Raw genomic sequence first — 14,561 nt, 5'->3', positions numbered from 1 at the left:
CAACGCGCCGCTCGAGAACTGGGCGTGGACCCGCGCGCGCTGGTCGCCCAGGCCGCGCTGGAAACCGGCTGGGGCAAGCGCCACATCGCACGCGACAACGGCAGCAGCAGCCACAACCTGTTCGGCATCAAGGCCACCGGCTGGAGCGGCGAGCGTGCCACCACCGGTACCCACGAGTATGTCAACGGCCAACGCCGCACCGAAGTGGCCAGTTTCCGCGCCTACGGCTCGATGGCCGAGAGCTTTGGCGACTACGTGCGCCTGCTGAAGAGCAACCCGCGCTACCAGGCCGCACTGGGCGCCGGCAGCGATGTGCACGGTTTTGCACAGGGCTTGCAACGGGTGGGTACGCCACCGATCCGGCCTACGCCGCAAAGATCACCGCCATCGCCAACGGCCCGACCATCGAACGTGCCGTCGCCGCCATCGGCGATGCCGGCGCCCGCATGGGCCGGACCTTTGCCAGCAACGCCGGGTTGTCCGGCATCACCCGTCGTTGAGATAGACGTCCATGTCCAATGTTCTTTCCACCGGTACCAGTGCGCTTATCGCCTTCCAGCGGGCGCTGGCTACCGTCAGCCACAACGTGGCCAATATCAAGACCGACGGCTACAGCCGGCAGAAGGTGGATTTCGCCACGCGCGATCCCTCCAACGTCGGCTATGGCGACGTGGGCAACGGCACGAAAATCACCGATATCCGCCGCGTCGCCGACCAGCTGGCGATCTCGCGGCTGCTCGACAGCAGCGGTGAACTGGCGCGGCTGAAGCAGCTCTCGTCTATGGCCGACCGGGTGGACGCACTGTTCTCCGATTCGGCCACCAACGTCGCCGGGGTGTGGTCGAACTTCTTCGATTCGGTCAGCGGACTGTCGGCCAACGCCTCGGGCACCACCGACCGCCGCAGCCTGCTCGAAAGCGCCTCCACCCTGGTGACGCGCTTCAAGCAGCTCAGCGCCAATCTGGACACGCTGGGCAACGAGGTCAACAACGGCCTGATCGCCGGCGCCGAGGAAGTCAACCGGCTGGCGGCGGAGATCGCGCAGATCAACGGCACCATCGGCGGCAACGCCGCGGCGGCCGCACCGGACCTGCTCGATCGCCGTGACCAGCTGATCTCGCAGCTGATCGGCTACACCGGCGGCACCGCGGTGATCCAGGACGGCGGCATCATGAACGTGTTCTCCGCCGGCGGTCATGCGCTGGTGGTGGGCACCACCGCCTCGAAGGTCACCACGGTGACCGATCCGCTACAGCCCGAGCGCCTGCAGCTGGCGATCAAGACCCAGGGCATGACGGTGAACCTGGGCAACAAGTCACTGGGCGGCCAGCTGGGCGGCCTGCTGGAATTCCGTGACAGCGTGCTGGCACCGGCCCAAGGCGAGCTGGGCCGCATCGCGGTGGGCATGGCCCTGTCGTTCAACCAGAGCCACCGCGAAGGCATGGATCTGTATGGCGACATGGGCACGGACTTCTTCAACCTGGCCCCGCCCAAAATCACCAACCACAGCGGCAACACCGGCAGCGCCACGCTGACCGGCAGCTATGGCGACACCACCGCTCTGGACGGCCAGAACCTGATGCTGCGCTTCGACGGCACGGGCTGGCAGGCCTCGCGCGCCGATACCGGCGTCAGTGTGCCGATGACCGGCGCCGGCACCGCAGCCGATCCGTTCGTGGTCAACGGTGTGGAGTTCGTGGTCGGCGGCACCCCGGCGGCCAACGACCGCTTCCTACTGCAGCCCACGGCCACAGCCACCAACGGCCTGTCGGTGGCGATCACCGATCCTTCGCGTATCGCGGCCGCCGACCCGGTGAAAGCGGCCTCGGACCTGGCCAACAGCGGCACCGGCGTGCTCGGCAAGCTGGACATCCTCGATGTCGCCAACCCGGCCCTGCTCAACCCGGCCAGCATCGAATTCCTCGATGCCAACCAGTACACCATCGATGGCGCCGGCCCGTTCCCGTACACGCCGGGCCAGACCATCAGCGCCAATGGCTGGAGTCTCGTGCTCGACGGCAAGCCGGCCGCCGGTGACACCTTCACCATCGGCAAGACCGCGCCGGGTTCCAGCGACAACGGCAACGCCGCGCGTCTGGCCGGCGTGGAAGACGCCAAGGCCTTCAATGGCGGCACGATCACCCTCAACGGTGCGCTCGGCGGGCTGACCACGCAGATCGGCTCGGCCGCCCGCGCAGCCGAGTACTCGCTGCAGGCGCAGCAGGTGATCAACCAGAACGCGCAAGCCAGCCGCGACGCGATCTCCGGCGTGAACCTCGATGAGGAAGCGGCGGACATGCTCCGGCTGCAGCAGGCCTACCAGGCCGCTTCGCAGCTGATCTCCACCGCCGACACCATGTTCCAGACCATCCTTTCCGCGGTGCGCCGATGAACAACCGTATCTCCAGCAGCATGATGTATGACCAGTCGGTGTTCCTGATGATGTCCAAGCAGAGCAAGCTCTCGCATCTGGAACAGCAGCTGGCCACGGGCAAGAAGATCGTCACCGCCAAGGACGACCCGGTCGCCTCCGGTGCCGCCGTCGGCATGGACCGGATCCTGGCCGAGCTCAAGCAGCTCGGTGCCAATGCCGGCAGCGCGCAGAACCGCCTGGGGCTGCAGGAAAACGCCCTGGCCCAGGCTGGCGAGCTGCTGCAGCGCGTGTCAGACCTTTCGATCCAGGCCAACAACGCGGCGCTGTCGGTGGATGACCGCAAAGCCGTCGCCAACGAGCTCAAGTCGATCAAGGAGCAGATGCTGGCGCTGTCCAACAGCAGCGACGGCAGTGGCCGCTACCTGTTCGGCGGTGCCGCCGACGGCGCCGCGCCGTTCACCCTGAGCAATGGCAGCGTGATCTACAACGGCGACCAGAACCAGCGCATGGTGGAAGTGGCGCCGGGCACGTTCATCAAGGACACCCTGCCGGGCAGCGAGATCTTCCTGCGCATCCGCACCGGCGACGGCACGGTGGACGGCGGCGCGGTGGCCGGCAACGCCGGGCAGGCGGTGCTGACCGACGTCAGCCGTGACGGCTCGGGCAGCTGGGATGGCTCCAGCTACACCCTGCGTTTCACCGCCGCCGATACCTACGAGGTGGTCGATGCCAGCAATACCGTCGTCGGCACCGGCAACTATGCCAGCGGCGAAGACATCGTTTTCGAAGGGCTACGGGTGCGCATTGAAGGCACCCCGGTGGCTGGCGACGCGTTCAACGCCGGGCCGGCCGGCACCCGCGATGTGTTCAGCACGCTGGACAAACTGGTGCAGACCCTGGAAATGGACACCTCCACGCTGGCCGGGCGCACCGCGCAGCAGAACGCGCTGCAGGCCAGCATCCGAGATGTGTCCCGCGCCGCCGAGGCACTGATCGACGCCCGCGCCGCCGGTGGCGCCCAGCTCAAATCCATCGATGACGCCGCCGCCCTGCGCGAGGCCAATTCGGTGACGTTGCAAACCTCGCTGTCGCAGTTGCGCGACCTCGATTACGCCGAAGCCATCGGGCAATACAAGCTCGAAGGCGCGGCACTACAGGCGGCCCAGACCATCTTCACCCAGATGCAGTCGATGTCGCTGTTCAACATGATCCGCTGATTCCTCTACCCGCCCAGCACCCGCTACCTCACACGACGCAAGCGCACGACCACAACGGAGAAACGCCATGTCCCAAGTCATCAACACCAACATCATGTCGCTGAACGCACAGCGCAACTTGAACACCAGCGGCGCGTCGCTGGCCACCTCGATCCAGCGCCTGTCCTCGGGCCTGCGCATCAACAGTGCCAAGGACGATGCGGCGGGTCTGGCGATCTCCGAGCGCTTCACCACGCAGATCCGCGGCCTGGATGTGGCCGTGCGCAACGCCAACGACGGCATCTCGCTGGCGCAGACCGCCGAAGGCGCGATGGTCGAGATCGGCAGCAACCTGCAGCGCATCCGCGAGCTGGCCGTGCAGTCGTCCAACGCCACCAACTCCAGCTCCGACCGCAAGGCGCTGGATGCCGAGGTCAAGCAGCTGGTGGCCGAAATCGACCGCGTCGCCCGCCAGACCAACTTCAACGGCACCACCCTGCTGGACGGCACCTTCGCCGGTGCGCTGTTCCAGGTGGGCGCCGACGCCGGCCAGACCATCGGCATCAACGCCCTGGTCGATGCCAACGCCGACGCACTGGGCACCAGCTTCTTCGCTGACAACTACGTCGGTGATGCGGCCAGCACGCTTTCGCCGGCGGCTGCCGCCGGCACCCTGACCGGACTGACCATCACCGTGACCAATGATGGCAATGCCACTCCGGTCACCATCGGTGATGTCGATTACGCCATGGGTGCGACCGCCAAGGAGATGGGCAACGCCATCGCCCAGGCGATCAACGCCAAGCTCGACCAGACCGGCATCTACGCCGAGGCTGATAAAGACGGCGTGCTGACCCTGTCGTCGCTCAAGGGCGGGCAGACGTTCACCGTCACCGGTGGCACCAATACCTTGGCCGAATACGGCTGGTGGAAGATGCCGCCCCGGGCGGCGGCGGCGTTCTGTCCGCCACCGCCACTGCCGCCAAGGATCTGGACGTCAACGACTTCGTCGGCGCGCAGCGCGCCATCGACGTGATCGACACAGCCCTGACCGCGGTCAGCTCGGCCCGCGCCGAGATGGGTGCGATCCAGAACCGCTTCACCTCCACCATCGCCAACCTGCAGACCACCTCGGAAAACCTGTCGGCCTCGCGCAGCCGTATCCGCGACACCGACTACGCCAAGGAAACCGCGGAGCTGACCCGCACGCAGATCCTGCAGCAGGCCGGCACCGCCATGCTGGCCCAGGCCAACACCTCCACCCAGAACGTGCTGAGCCTGCTGCAGCAGTAAGAACTGACGCTACATCGACAATACCCAGGGCCCCTCTTGCAGGGGCCCTTTCCGTTTCCGATACAGCACTGCCACGCCCCTTCGGGCACCCGGCTGGCGGCGCAAGTAGTCCACGCCACCAACCGCGGCTCCACCCCCAGGCTGCCGGAACCCAACCGCCGCTGGGCTTGCGATCGGTATCGCGCCTCGCCATCGACCCCACTGCCGGGCCGGACCCCGGCGCTCCTTCGCCAACTGGCTGCGCCGCACCGATGCTCGGTTCAGAAGCGGTCCCGGATAGGGAACTGCCCGCTCCCTCTCTGGGCGCGGGATCTTCCCGCCCGGGCAGTCAGACGGAGGACTGTCCCCGGCCGCTGATCGGCCCGCAGTGCCCGTTTTTGCCCGCCCGCGACCGTTTGGCGGTCGACGACGACCGTTTTTGCTCGCTCACGAGCGATTTCTGGTCGACACCGACCATTTTTTGGTCGCGCACGCCCGATTTTCGTCCGGCGTCGAGCGATTTTTGCTCGATTGTTCTGAAATCGAACCCACTGGCGGCGATGTATGCCCGGCGACTTCAACGCCACGTCTGGCTGTCGCGCGGATGCCTGCCCAGCGTGCTGACATTTCTTACGATCCGGCTAAAGCCTGCGCGTCAAGCGCCGTTATTGATTCCAGCAGCGGCAACACCTTCCGGTTTTACCGCACTGCACACTACCGGCCGTACTGCTGTGCCGGATCAGACACCAAAGAGGAATCGCCGCCATGGCCCAAGTAATCAACACCAACGTGATGTCGCTGAACGCACAGCGCAACCTGACCACCAGCGGCAACAGCCTGGCCACCAGCATCCAGCGCCTGTCCTCGGGCATGCGCATCAACAGCGCCAAGGACGACGCCGCCGGCCTGGCCATCTCCGAGCGCTTCACCACCCAGATCCGTGGTCTGGACGTGGCCGTGCGCAACGCCAACGACGGCATCTCGCTGGCCCAGACCGCCGAAGGCGCGATGGTCGAGATCGGCAACAACCTACAGCGCGTGCGTGAACTGGCCGTGCAGTCGGCCAACGCCACCAACTCCGACTCCGACCGCAAGGCCCTGCAGGCCGAAGTCATCCAGCTGGTCTCGGAAATCGACCGCGTCTCGCGCCAGACCAACTTCAACGGCACCAGCCTGCTGGACGGCAGTTTCTCCGGCGCCCTGTTCCAGATTGGCGCCGATGCTGGCCAGACCATCGGCATCAACACCATCGTAAATGCCAGCACCGCCGCATTGGGCAAGGCCAATTACGCAGCCGAACAGAAGAGCGCTGCAGCGATCTACGGCGCCGCTGCTACTGCGGATGGCAAGGTCACCGGCCTGAAACTCAACAGTATCGACATCGGCGATATCACGTTCAAAGCTGGCGAATCAGCTATCGACATGGCCAAAAAGACGGTCAATGCACTGAATGACAAGATGGATCAGACGGGCGTCTATGCTTCCGTTGACGATGCTGGCGTGATGACGCTGACCTCGCTGAAAGCAGGAAAAGCATTTGAGTTCAGCGCAGGCACCACCACAGACGCCACTCTGGCCCCCGCCTTTACCGGCATCTCGGCGATCAAGGTCGACGCTGCCGTCAGCGATACCGTTGGCGCTGTGAATATCTCCAGCGTTGCCGGTGCCCAGCGCGCCCTGTCGGTAGTTGATGAAGCACTGACCGCAGTGAATTCTTCGCGCGCCGATATGGGTGCGATCCAGAACCGCTTCACCTCGACCATCGCCAACCTCAACGCCACCTCGGAAAACCTGTCGGCCTCGCGCAGCCGTATCCGCGATACCGACTACGCCAAGGAGACGGCCGAGCTGACCCGCACGCAGATCCTGCAGCAGGCCGGTACCGCCATGCTGGCCCAGGCCAACAGCTCCACCCAGAACGTGCTGAGCCTGCTGGGCTGATTCCGCCAGACACCACGTTTCAGGCAACACCCAAGGCCCCTCTCCGGAGGGGCCTTCTTGATACGTGCCCGGCAGCAGGTCAATGCCAGTCCCCCCGCTTTTACAACCTGGATAGCCGCAGCGGATCCAGAAACCTGTAGTGCCGACAGAGGCCCGGGACATTCCTTGTATGAGCGCAGCCAAGAATCCGCAATTTCATCGGTCCTGCACTAAAGCCCGCCCGTCAAATGCCGTTATTGATTACAGCAGCGGAAATGCCCTCCGGCTTTACCACACTGCACAACACCGGCCGTCCAGCTGTGCCGGATCAGACGCCAAAAAGGAATCGCCACCATGGCACAAGTAATCAATACCAACGTGATGTCGCTGAACGCACAGCGCAACCTGACCACCAGCGGCAACAGCCTGGCCACCAGCATCCAGCGCCTGTCCTCGGGCATGCGCATCAACAGCGCCAAGGACGATGCCGCCGGCCTGGCCATCTCCGAGCGCTTCACCACCCAGATCCGCGGTCTTGACGTGGCTGTGCGCAACGCCAACGACGGCATCTCGCTGGCGCAGACCGCTGAAGGCGCGATGGTCGAAATCGGCAACAACCTGCAGCGCGTGCGTGAACTGGCCGTGCAGTCGGCCAACGCCACCAACTCCGATTCGGATCGCAAGGCAATCGATGCGGAAGTCAAGCAGCTGGTCTCGGAAATCGACCGCGTCTCGCGCCAGACCAACTTCAACGGCACCGCCCTTCTCGATGGTTCGTTCTCCGGCGCCCTGTTCCAGATCGGCGCCGACGCGGGCCAGACCATCGGCATCAACACCATCGTCAATGCAAGCAAGGACTCTCTTGGAGGTCGTCAGTTCAGTTCGGCAGACATCACTGCGGTCAACACCGCTACCAAGGGTGTCGATATCACTGGGTTCAAAATCACCGGCACGGATGGCAAGGAAGTTACGCTGAGTAATATCTCAGTTGCTGCCGGTGCTGACGACGCTGCAACAAAAGCTGACCTAGCGAAGGCAATCGCTGCCGCCGCAAACGAAAAAATGGATCAGACCGGCGTTTACGCCGAGGTCGATAAGACGGACAAAACCAAGGTCAACTTTGTCTCGATCAAGGATGATAGTGCAGGCAAAGTCAAGATCGATGCAGGCACTTGGAAAGATGCCGATACCGCTGCTGCCGCTGTAACCGGCGCCCCAACCACTCCAACTGTTACTGTCAATGCTTCGAAATTCGCCAAGGACCTCGATGTGTCCAGTATCGCCGGCGCACAGCAAGCTCTCTCCATCGTTGATGAAGCCCTGACCGCGGTGAACTCCTCGCGCGCTGACATGGGTGCAATCCAGAACCGTTTCACCTCCACCATCGCCAACCTGAACACCACCTCGGAAAACCTGTCGGCCTCGCGCAGCCGTATCCGCGATACCGACTACGCCAAGGAAACGGCCGAACTGACCCGCACGCAGATCCTGCAGCAGGCCGGTACCGCCATGCTGGCCCAGGCCAACAGCTCCACACAGAACGTGCTGAGCCTGCTGGGCTGATCCCGGCAGACACCACGTTTCAGGCAACACCCAAGGCCCCTCTCCGGAGGGGCCTTTCTGTTTTGACGCGATATGCGGATCGCAAGCCCGTCATCGCACCCGTAGACACCCTGCACACAGGCGCTCTGCATCCGGGGCGATGTGGACCACAACCGCTGCCCACGTCAAACATCCCGGGCGCATTCCGTTGCCCGGGCGAATGTCGGCCGCAAGCGGAAAACCGTATTTCCGTTGCACCAGCACTAAAGCCTGCGCGTCAAGTGCCGTTATTGATTACAGCAGCGGCAATGCCTTCCGGCCTTGCCACACTGCACAACACCGGCCTGGCAGCTGTGCCGGATCAGACACCAAAGAGGAATTGCCACCATGGCGCAAGTAATCAATACCAACGTGATGTCGCTGAACGCACAGCGCAACCTGACCACCAGCGGCAACAGCCTGGCCACCAGCATCCAGCGCCTGTCCTCGGGCATGCGCATCAACAGCGCCAAGGACGATGCCGCCGGCCTGGCCATCTCCGAGCGCTTCACCACCCAGATCCGTGGTCTGGACGTGGCCGTGCGCAACGCCAACGACGGCATCTCGCTCGCCCAGACCGCTGAAGGCGCGATGGTCGAAATCGGCAACAACCTGCAGCGCGTGCGTGAACTGGCCGTGCAGTCGGCCAACGCCACCAACTCCGATTCCGACCGCAAGGCCCTGCAGGCCGAAGTTACCCAGCTGGTCTCGGAAATCGACCGCGTCTCGCGCCAGACCAACTTCAACGGCACCGCCCTGCTGGATGGCTCATTCTCCGGCGCGCTGTTCCAGATCGGCGCCGATGCCGGCCAGACCATCGGCATCAACACCATCATCAATGCCAGTAAGGATGCGCTGGGTGGCGCGATGTTCGCTTCGGGTTCCATTACCTTGGCAACACCGGCTACCACGGCTGGCACGCCAGTTACCGACTTCACCTATGACGCCGTCTCAGTTGCCGCCGGAGCTATCGAGATCAACGGCATCAAATTGGATGCTATTGAAGTTCCCGCTTCTGGCGTATTTACCGGTGGCACCGCACAAGCTGACGCGCAAGCTGCTGGCAAAATTGCTATCGGGAACGCACTGGCAGCAGCAATCAACGCAAAGAGCGGCGAAAGCGGCGTCAATGCCAAGGTTGATGCCACTGGCAACCTCGCCTTGTCCTCCTGGAAAGAAGGCAAGGTGGGCGACTCGATGACCGTCACTGGCATCCCGACGAACGTTGCGGCCGGTGCAAGTGTTGTCACAGGCGCCATTACCGCAGCAGACGCCAAGTACGCCAAGGATTTGGACATCACCAGCTTCGCCGGTTCGCAGCAAGCGCTGCAGATCGTCGACAAGGCGCTGAATGCGGTGAACGCCTCGCGCGCCGACATGGGTGCGATCCAGAACCGCTTCACCTCGACCATCGCCAACCTCAACGCCACCTCGGAAAATCTGTCGGCCTCGCGCAGCCGTATCCGCGACACCGACTACGCCAAGGAAACTGCGGAGCTGACCCGCACACAGATCCTGCAGCAGGCCGGTACCGCCATGCTGGCCCAGGCCAACAGCTCCACCCAGAACGTACTGAGCCTGCTGGGCTGATCCCGCCAGATACCACGTTTCAGGCAACACCCAAGGCCCCTCTCCGGAGGGGCCTTTTCTTTATCGGTGAAAACGTCAGACGGCATAGCACCGGCACACGGCGGCGACCATCCTGCCGCCGCAGCTCCGTCGTCCGCATCTGCGGGTGCGGCACAGAATTTGCACGAGTGCTGGGGACTCGTCACGCCGTCATGCCGGCAGTGCCCTCAAGTCTGCCGGCCACTGGCCGATAGACCTCACAGGCCTGCCTGGCCACCACGACGGCCATCTGGCCCGCAAGGAAAACCATGGCTCTGAATACAATCGGCTCCGGCCTCGACATCCCCACCATCGTCGCGCAGCTGGTCGCCGCCGAGCGTGCACCGACCGCCAACCGCATCAACAGTGCCGGCACGGCCGCCACCGCCAAGTTGTCGGCGCTGGGCAATATCAAAAGCGGGCTGAGCAACCTGCAAACCGCGCTGGAAGCATTTGGCAAGAGCGCCACCAGCCCGGCCTTCAAGTCGAGCGTGGCCGAAGGCGCGGGATTCTCCGCCAGCATCGGGACTGGCGCGGTCGCAGGCAGCTACAGCATCGAGGTGGCCAGCCTGGCCCAGGCGCAAAAGCTGACCTCAGGCGCGTTCGCCAAGGACGCGGCCGTCGGTGACGGAACGCTTTCCATCGCCTGGGGCGAGAGCGCGCTGAATGTGGAGATCGCCGAAGGCAGCACCCTGTCCGATATCGCCGCGGCCATCAACAAGGCCGCCGGCGGCAAGGGTGTCAGTGCAAGCGTCATCACCGCCGACGGTGGCCAGCATCTGGTGCTGAACGCGACCGATCCGGGCACCGCGGGCGCACTGAAACTGTCCACCACCGGTGGCAATGGCGGACTTTCAGCGCTGACCTGGGATGGCAACCCCGGCAACATGAGCAACGGGTTGAAGCAACCGCAGGCGGCCACCGATGCACTGGTCCGCGTCGACGGCTTCGAGCGCACCTCCAGCAGCAATAGCATCACCGACATCATCCCCGGCGTGACGCTGAGCCTGAGCAAGGCTGACGTCGGCGTGACCAAGACACTCACGGTCAGCCAGGACAACGCGCCGCTGAAAGCAAACCTGCAGGGGTTTGTGGCCGCCTACAACGCGACTATGGGCGTACTCAAGTCGAGCAGCAGCTACAACGCCACCAGCAACACCGCCTCGGCCCTGACCGGCGATGCGATGGTGCGTGGCCTGCAGCAGCAGATGCGCAACCTGGTCGGCGGCAATGTCACGCAGCTCAAGGCCCTGGGCATCAGCATTTCCAAGGAAGGCACGCTGAGCCTGGATGCCGGCGAATTCGACAAGGCGATGGCCGCCAACCCCACGGCCGCCGATACATTGCTGGGCGAGAAAGGAAGCCTGGCCAGCAGTTTGAAGACCGTACTGAAGAGCCAGCTCGATGCCACCCACGGCTCCCTGAGCCTGCGCACCGAAGGCTTGAACAAGCAGATCAAGAAGCTGGAGAGCGACCTGGACAACCTGGATGCACGCATGGAGAAGGTTTCCGACCGCTACACCAGGCAGTTCACCGCGATGGACACGATGGTGGCGAAAATGCAGAGCACCAGCGATTACCTGAGCCAACAGCTGGCCGCACTGGCGCCCAAGTCCAAGTAGACATCCCCGCACCGCCCTCAAGCCCGGGCCAACCGGGCCGATAGAAAGAGCGACACCCCGCATCGCATCGCCCCGGCGCCTGTTGGCGCCCCCCGTCGCCCATCCATGAGCGCGGGGCGGGCATAAAGGAGATTCCGACCCATGTACGGTTCCAGCCGCCAGTTCGCAGAGCAATATCGCAAGGTGGGAGTGACGAGCAGCGTCTCGGACGCCGATCCGCACAAACTGGTGGCGCTGCTGCTGAGCGGCGCCTGTGAACGCATCCGACAGGCCGAGGCCTGCCTGCTGCAGGGCGACCAGGCCCGCAAGGGCAAAGCCATTGGCGAAGCCTGCGCCATCGTCGGCCACCTCAACGGCACCTTGGACCACGAAGCCGGCGGAGAAATGGCCGGCAACCTGTCCGCGCTGTATGACTACATCGCCCAGCGCCTGACCGAAGCCAATCTGCACAACGATCCCTCCGCGTTGCACGAAACCCTGCGCCTGCTGGGCGAAATCGAATCGGCCTGGAACGCGATCCCCCTCGCCCAGCGCCAGCGTCCGGCCGCTTCCCATGCCTGAGTCCACCATGACCAACGACGCCGGGCTGGAGGCGCTTTACAGCAGCCTGGAATCCCTGCGCATCGCGCTGGGCGAAGAAGACCACGAGCTGGCGCAGCGCATCGTCGCCCATCACGATCTGCAGGTACGCGAGTACATCGCCGCCAACGGTGGCGAGGCGCAGGCCGGTGCATTGCGCTCACTGCTGGAAATGCAGCAGTCGTTGACCGCCGATATGACTGACCGCCGTGATGCCGCTGCAGCCCAGCTGCGTGCCGGCCACCAGTCGGTACGCGCCGTGCAGGCCTATCATCAGGCAGAATCGCTGGCATGAACGCCCCCGCCTCGCCGTCCGCCGCTGAAACCGAGCTGTTTGCCGACACGCTCAGCTGCGATCTTGCGGTGCCGGCCGAATTCGAGGCCGGCGTCCAGGTACGCCGCCCGGGCAACGCGGAAATGCTGTTGCGCAGCGTCGCACTGGTGGAGGACTCGCGGGGTGCCGATGACGGCGAGGAGCGTTTTGAGGGCAGTGCCCAGCTGCAGCGCCTGGAAGCGCGCCTGGATCTGGCCCTGGTGTTGCTGGGACGCCTGTTGCAGCAATCCACGGCGCCCCTGCCGACCTGCAATCTGAAGTGGTCCCGGCTGGGCCTGCGACTGGCGTCGCCACACGGCAGCGGCGCGGCCCCCGGGAGCGCCGGAGTGATCCGGCTGCAGCCGGCCGACTGGCTGCCCGACCATATCGAGCTGCCGGTGCAACTGGTTGCGGAACAGCAAACCGATGGCATCCATCACCTGTGGCTGCGCCTGCACCCGACCAGCGACGCGTTGACCGCGGCCGTGGAACGCCACCTGTTCCGCCTGCATCGGCGTCAGATCGCCGGCATCCGGCGCGTGCGCTGACCGCCGGTTGGCGCTGCGGCAGCCACTCGGCTAATGTGACCGCCTACCCACTGCCGATGCCTGCCCCAGTGCGCGTTCTTATCGTCGATGACCACACCCTGGTGCGCGCCGGTCTGTGCCGGCTGCTGCAGAGCTTTGCCGGCATCCAGGTGATCGCTGAAGCCAGCAGCGCCGATGAGGCAGTGGAAATGGCGGTATTCCATCAACCCGAACTGGTGTTGATGGATCTGTCGATGCCCGGTCGCAGCGGCCTGGAAGCGCTGTCGGACATCCGATCGAGGGTTCCCGACGCGCGCATCGTGATGATGTCCATGCACGATGACACCGCGCATGTGCGTGATGCACTTGACCGCGGCGCGGTCGGCTTCATTGTCAAGGATGCCGCCCCGCAGGAACTGGAGCTGGCGCTGCGGGCGGCCTATTCCGGGCAGCTGTTCCTCAGCCCACAGATCTCGGCAAAGATGCTGGCACCGATGCTCAGCCGGGAGCGTCCGACCGGCGTTGCGGCGCTCTCGCCGCGGCAACGCCAGATCCTGCGCCAGCTTGGCAACGGTCAGAGCACCAAAGAGATCGCCGCCGACCTGGGTATCAGCGTCAAAACCGTGGAAACCCACCGGGCGCGGATGATGGAAGCGCTGGGCTGCCGCCGTGCCAATGACCTGCTGCTGTTCGCCGCGCGCCATCAGCAGGAGCTGGCGTAAAACCGGCGGGCGCGGTTGTGGCCTGACGTCACAGTTCCGGAATTCCGTCACCCGCCCTCCCCCGCGCCCCCCAGAACACTGCAATACAAGGGGTTGCGGCTTTCCGGCGCGTCAGGATTACGTCCCGGCGTAAGGTAATCCCCGACATGGCGTCGGTGATTCGACTACCGGCATCAGGTTTGCACCGATTCAAACCCTGACACCGCCCACGCAAGATGCGTTCCATAACGTATTTTTCACGTGTTGGTGTCGCCCCATGAAGACCACGCTTTCCGCCCAGCTCGGGCAACAGCTCCACCTCACCCCGGCGCTGCTGCAATCCATCCGTCTGCTGCAGCTCAATGGCATGCAGCTGGAACAGGAAGTGCGTCTGGCTCTGGAGAACAATCCGCTGCTGGAGATGGTGGAAGAGCACGCGACGGCCGATGACCTGCCGCCTGCTGCCGATGCACAGGTCGAAGCTGCCGCTTTCGATGAACTGCCCGAGAGCTCGATGTGGGATGTCGCCGGCGGTGGCTGGAACGAGGGTGAGGACGACCGTACCGCACGCATCGCCGCCGGCGAATCCAGCGACCCCCATGTCCGCCTGCTGCGCCAGCTTGCGCTGGATCTGGATGAAGGCGATCTGGAAATCGCCGCGTTCTGGCTCGAACACTGCGATGACGCCGGCTATCTGGATGCGCCGCTCGCCTCGCTGACCCTGCTGGCCAGCGCCCGCTTCGACCGTGACGGCGCCCATGTGGAATCCATCCGCCAACGCCTGCTGACCGGGGACCCGTGCGGCATGGCCGCGGTGGACCTGCGCGAAAGCCTGCAGGTGCAGCTGTCCACCCTGCCCGGCTGCGTG

The 14,561-nt window shown here is 64.5% G+C and carries 12 protein-coding genes and 2 pseudogenes; 13 read left to right on the top strand and 1 reads right to left on the bottom strand.

Features of this window, described 5'->3' with window-relative positions:
* The 5 genes and pseudogenes from JCM9942_RS18100 to JCM9942_RS04020 all read left to right on the top strand — a co-directional run.
* Positions 1-500, top strand: a pseudogene (locus JCM9942_RS18100) (glucosaminidase domain-containing protein); the annotation flags it as partial.
* An 11-nt stretch (positions 501-511) separates the two neighbouring features.
* Complete coding sequence (gene flgK / locus JCM9942_RS04035) at positions 512-2,392, top strand: flagellar hook-associated protein FlgK (protein ID WP_054657820.1); 1,881 nt, start codon at positions 512-514, stop codon at positions 2,390-2,392.
* Positions 2,389-3,591 carry a flagellar hook-associated protein FlgL gene (gene flgL / locus JCM9942_RS04030; RefSeq protein WP_054657818.1) on the top strand — a complete coding sequence of 401 codons (1,203 nt, stop codon included), beginning with the start codon at positions 2,389-2,391 and terminating at the stop codon, positions 3,589-3,591. The genes flgK and flgL overlap by 4 nt, the downstream gene beginning before the upstream one ends.
* Positions 3,592-3,658: 67 nt before the next feature.
* Positions 3,659-4,863, top strand: a pseudogene (locus JCM9942_RS20440) (flagellin).
* Positions 4,864-5,607: 744 nt separating this feature from the next.
* Entirely contained in the window at positions 5,608-6,783 is a 1,176-nt protein-coding gene (locus JCM9942_RS04020; protein WP_054657816.1) for a flagellin, read from the top strand.
* A 233-nt stretch (positions 6,784-7,016) separates the two neighbouring features.
* Here the strand turns inward: JCM9942_RS04020 and JCM9942_RS19970 are convergent, their stop codons facing one another.
* Positions 7,017-7,241 carry a hypothetical protein gene (locus tag JCM9942_RS19970; protein ID WP_241772749.1) on the bottom strand — a complete coding sequence of 75 codons (225 nt, stop codon included), beginning with the start codon at positions 7,239-7,241 and terminating at the stop codon, positions 7,017-7,019.
* Here JCM9942_RS19970 and JCM9942_RS04015 point away from each other — a divergent pair.
* From JCM9942_RS04015 to JCM9942_RS03980, 8 genes are all read left to right on the top strand, one after another.
* Positions 7,144-8,325, top strand: coding sequence for a flagellin (locus tag JCM9942_RS04015; RefSeq protein WP_241772748.1), 1,182 nt, complete (start codon positions 7,144-7,146; stop codon positions 8,323-8,325). The two genes, JCM9942_RS19970 and JCM9942_RS04015, sit on opposite strands and share 98 nt — an antisense overlap.
* 366 nt (positions 8,326-8,691) lie before the next feature.
* Positions 8,692-9,933, top strand: a complete 1,242-nt coding sequence (locus JCM9942_RS04010) for a flagellin (protein ID WP_054657812.1) — start codon at positions 8,692-8,694, stop codon at positions 9,931-9,933.
* Between the two features lie 287 nt (positions 9,934-10,220).
* The gene (gene fliD, locus JCM9942_RS04005) at positions 10,221-11,573 is read left to right on the top strand and encodes a flagellar filament capping protein FliD (RefSeq protein ID WP_054657810.1); all 1,353 of its coding nucleotides are present in this window, start codon (positions 10,221-10,223) and stop codon (positions 11,571-11,573) included.
* Positions 11,574-11,714: 141 nt separating this feature from the next.
* Positions 11,715-12,134 (top strand): flagellar export chaperone FliS, encoded by a 420-nt coding sequence (fliS, locus tag JCM9942_RS04000; protein ID WP_054657808.1) that lies wholly within the window; start codon positions 11,715-11,717, stop codon positions 12,132-12,134.
* Positions 12,127-12,447 (top strand): hypothetical protein, encoded by a 321-nt coding sequence (locus tag JCM9942_RS03995; protein WP_145974348.1) that lies wholly within the window; start codon positions 12,127-12,129, stop codon positions 12,445-12,447. Before fliS ends, JCM9942_RS03995 begins: the two co-directional genes overlap by 8 nt.
* Positions 12,444-13,013, top strand: coding sequence for a PilZ domain-containing protein (locus tag JCM9942_RS03990; RefSeq protein WP_054657804.1), 570 nt, complete (start codon positions 12,444-12,446; stop codon positions 13,011-13,013). Before JCM9942_RS03995 ends, JCM9942_RS03990 begins: the two co-directional genes overlap by 4 nt.
* Positions 13,014-13,081: 68 nt before the next feature.
* Positions 13,082-13,714, top strand: coding sequence for a response regulator (locus JCM9942_RS03985; RefSeq protein ID WP_054657822.1), 633 nt, complete (start codon positions 13,082-13,084; stop codon positions 13,712-13,714).
* A 256-nt stretch (positions 13,715-13,970) separates the two neighbouring features.
* Positions 13,971-14,561: RNA polymerase factor sigma-54 (locus JCM9942_RS03980; protein ID WP_484600191.1), on the top strand; the 591-nt coding region annotated here is incomplete at its 3' end.

The sequence above is a fragment of the Stenotrophomonas pictorum JCM 9942 genome, from assembly GCF_001310775.1.
Classification (GTDB): domain Bacteria; phylum Pseudomonadota; class Gammaproteobacteria; order Xanthomonadales; family Xanthomonadaceae; genus Stenotrophomonas; species Stenotrophomonas pictorum.
The sequence above is the reverse complement of the archived record's forward strand: the minus strand, read 5'-3'. Positions and strand labels throughout refer to the sequence as shown.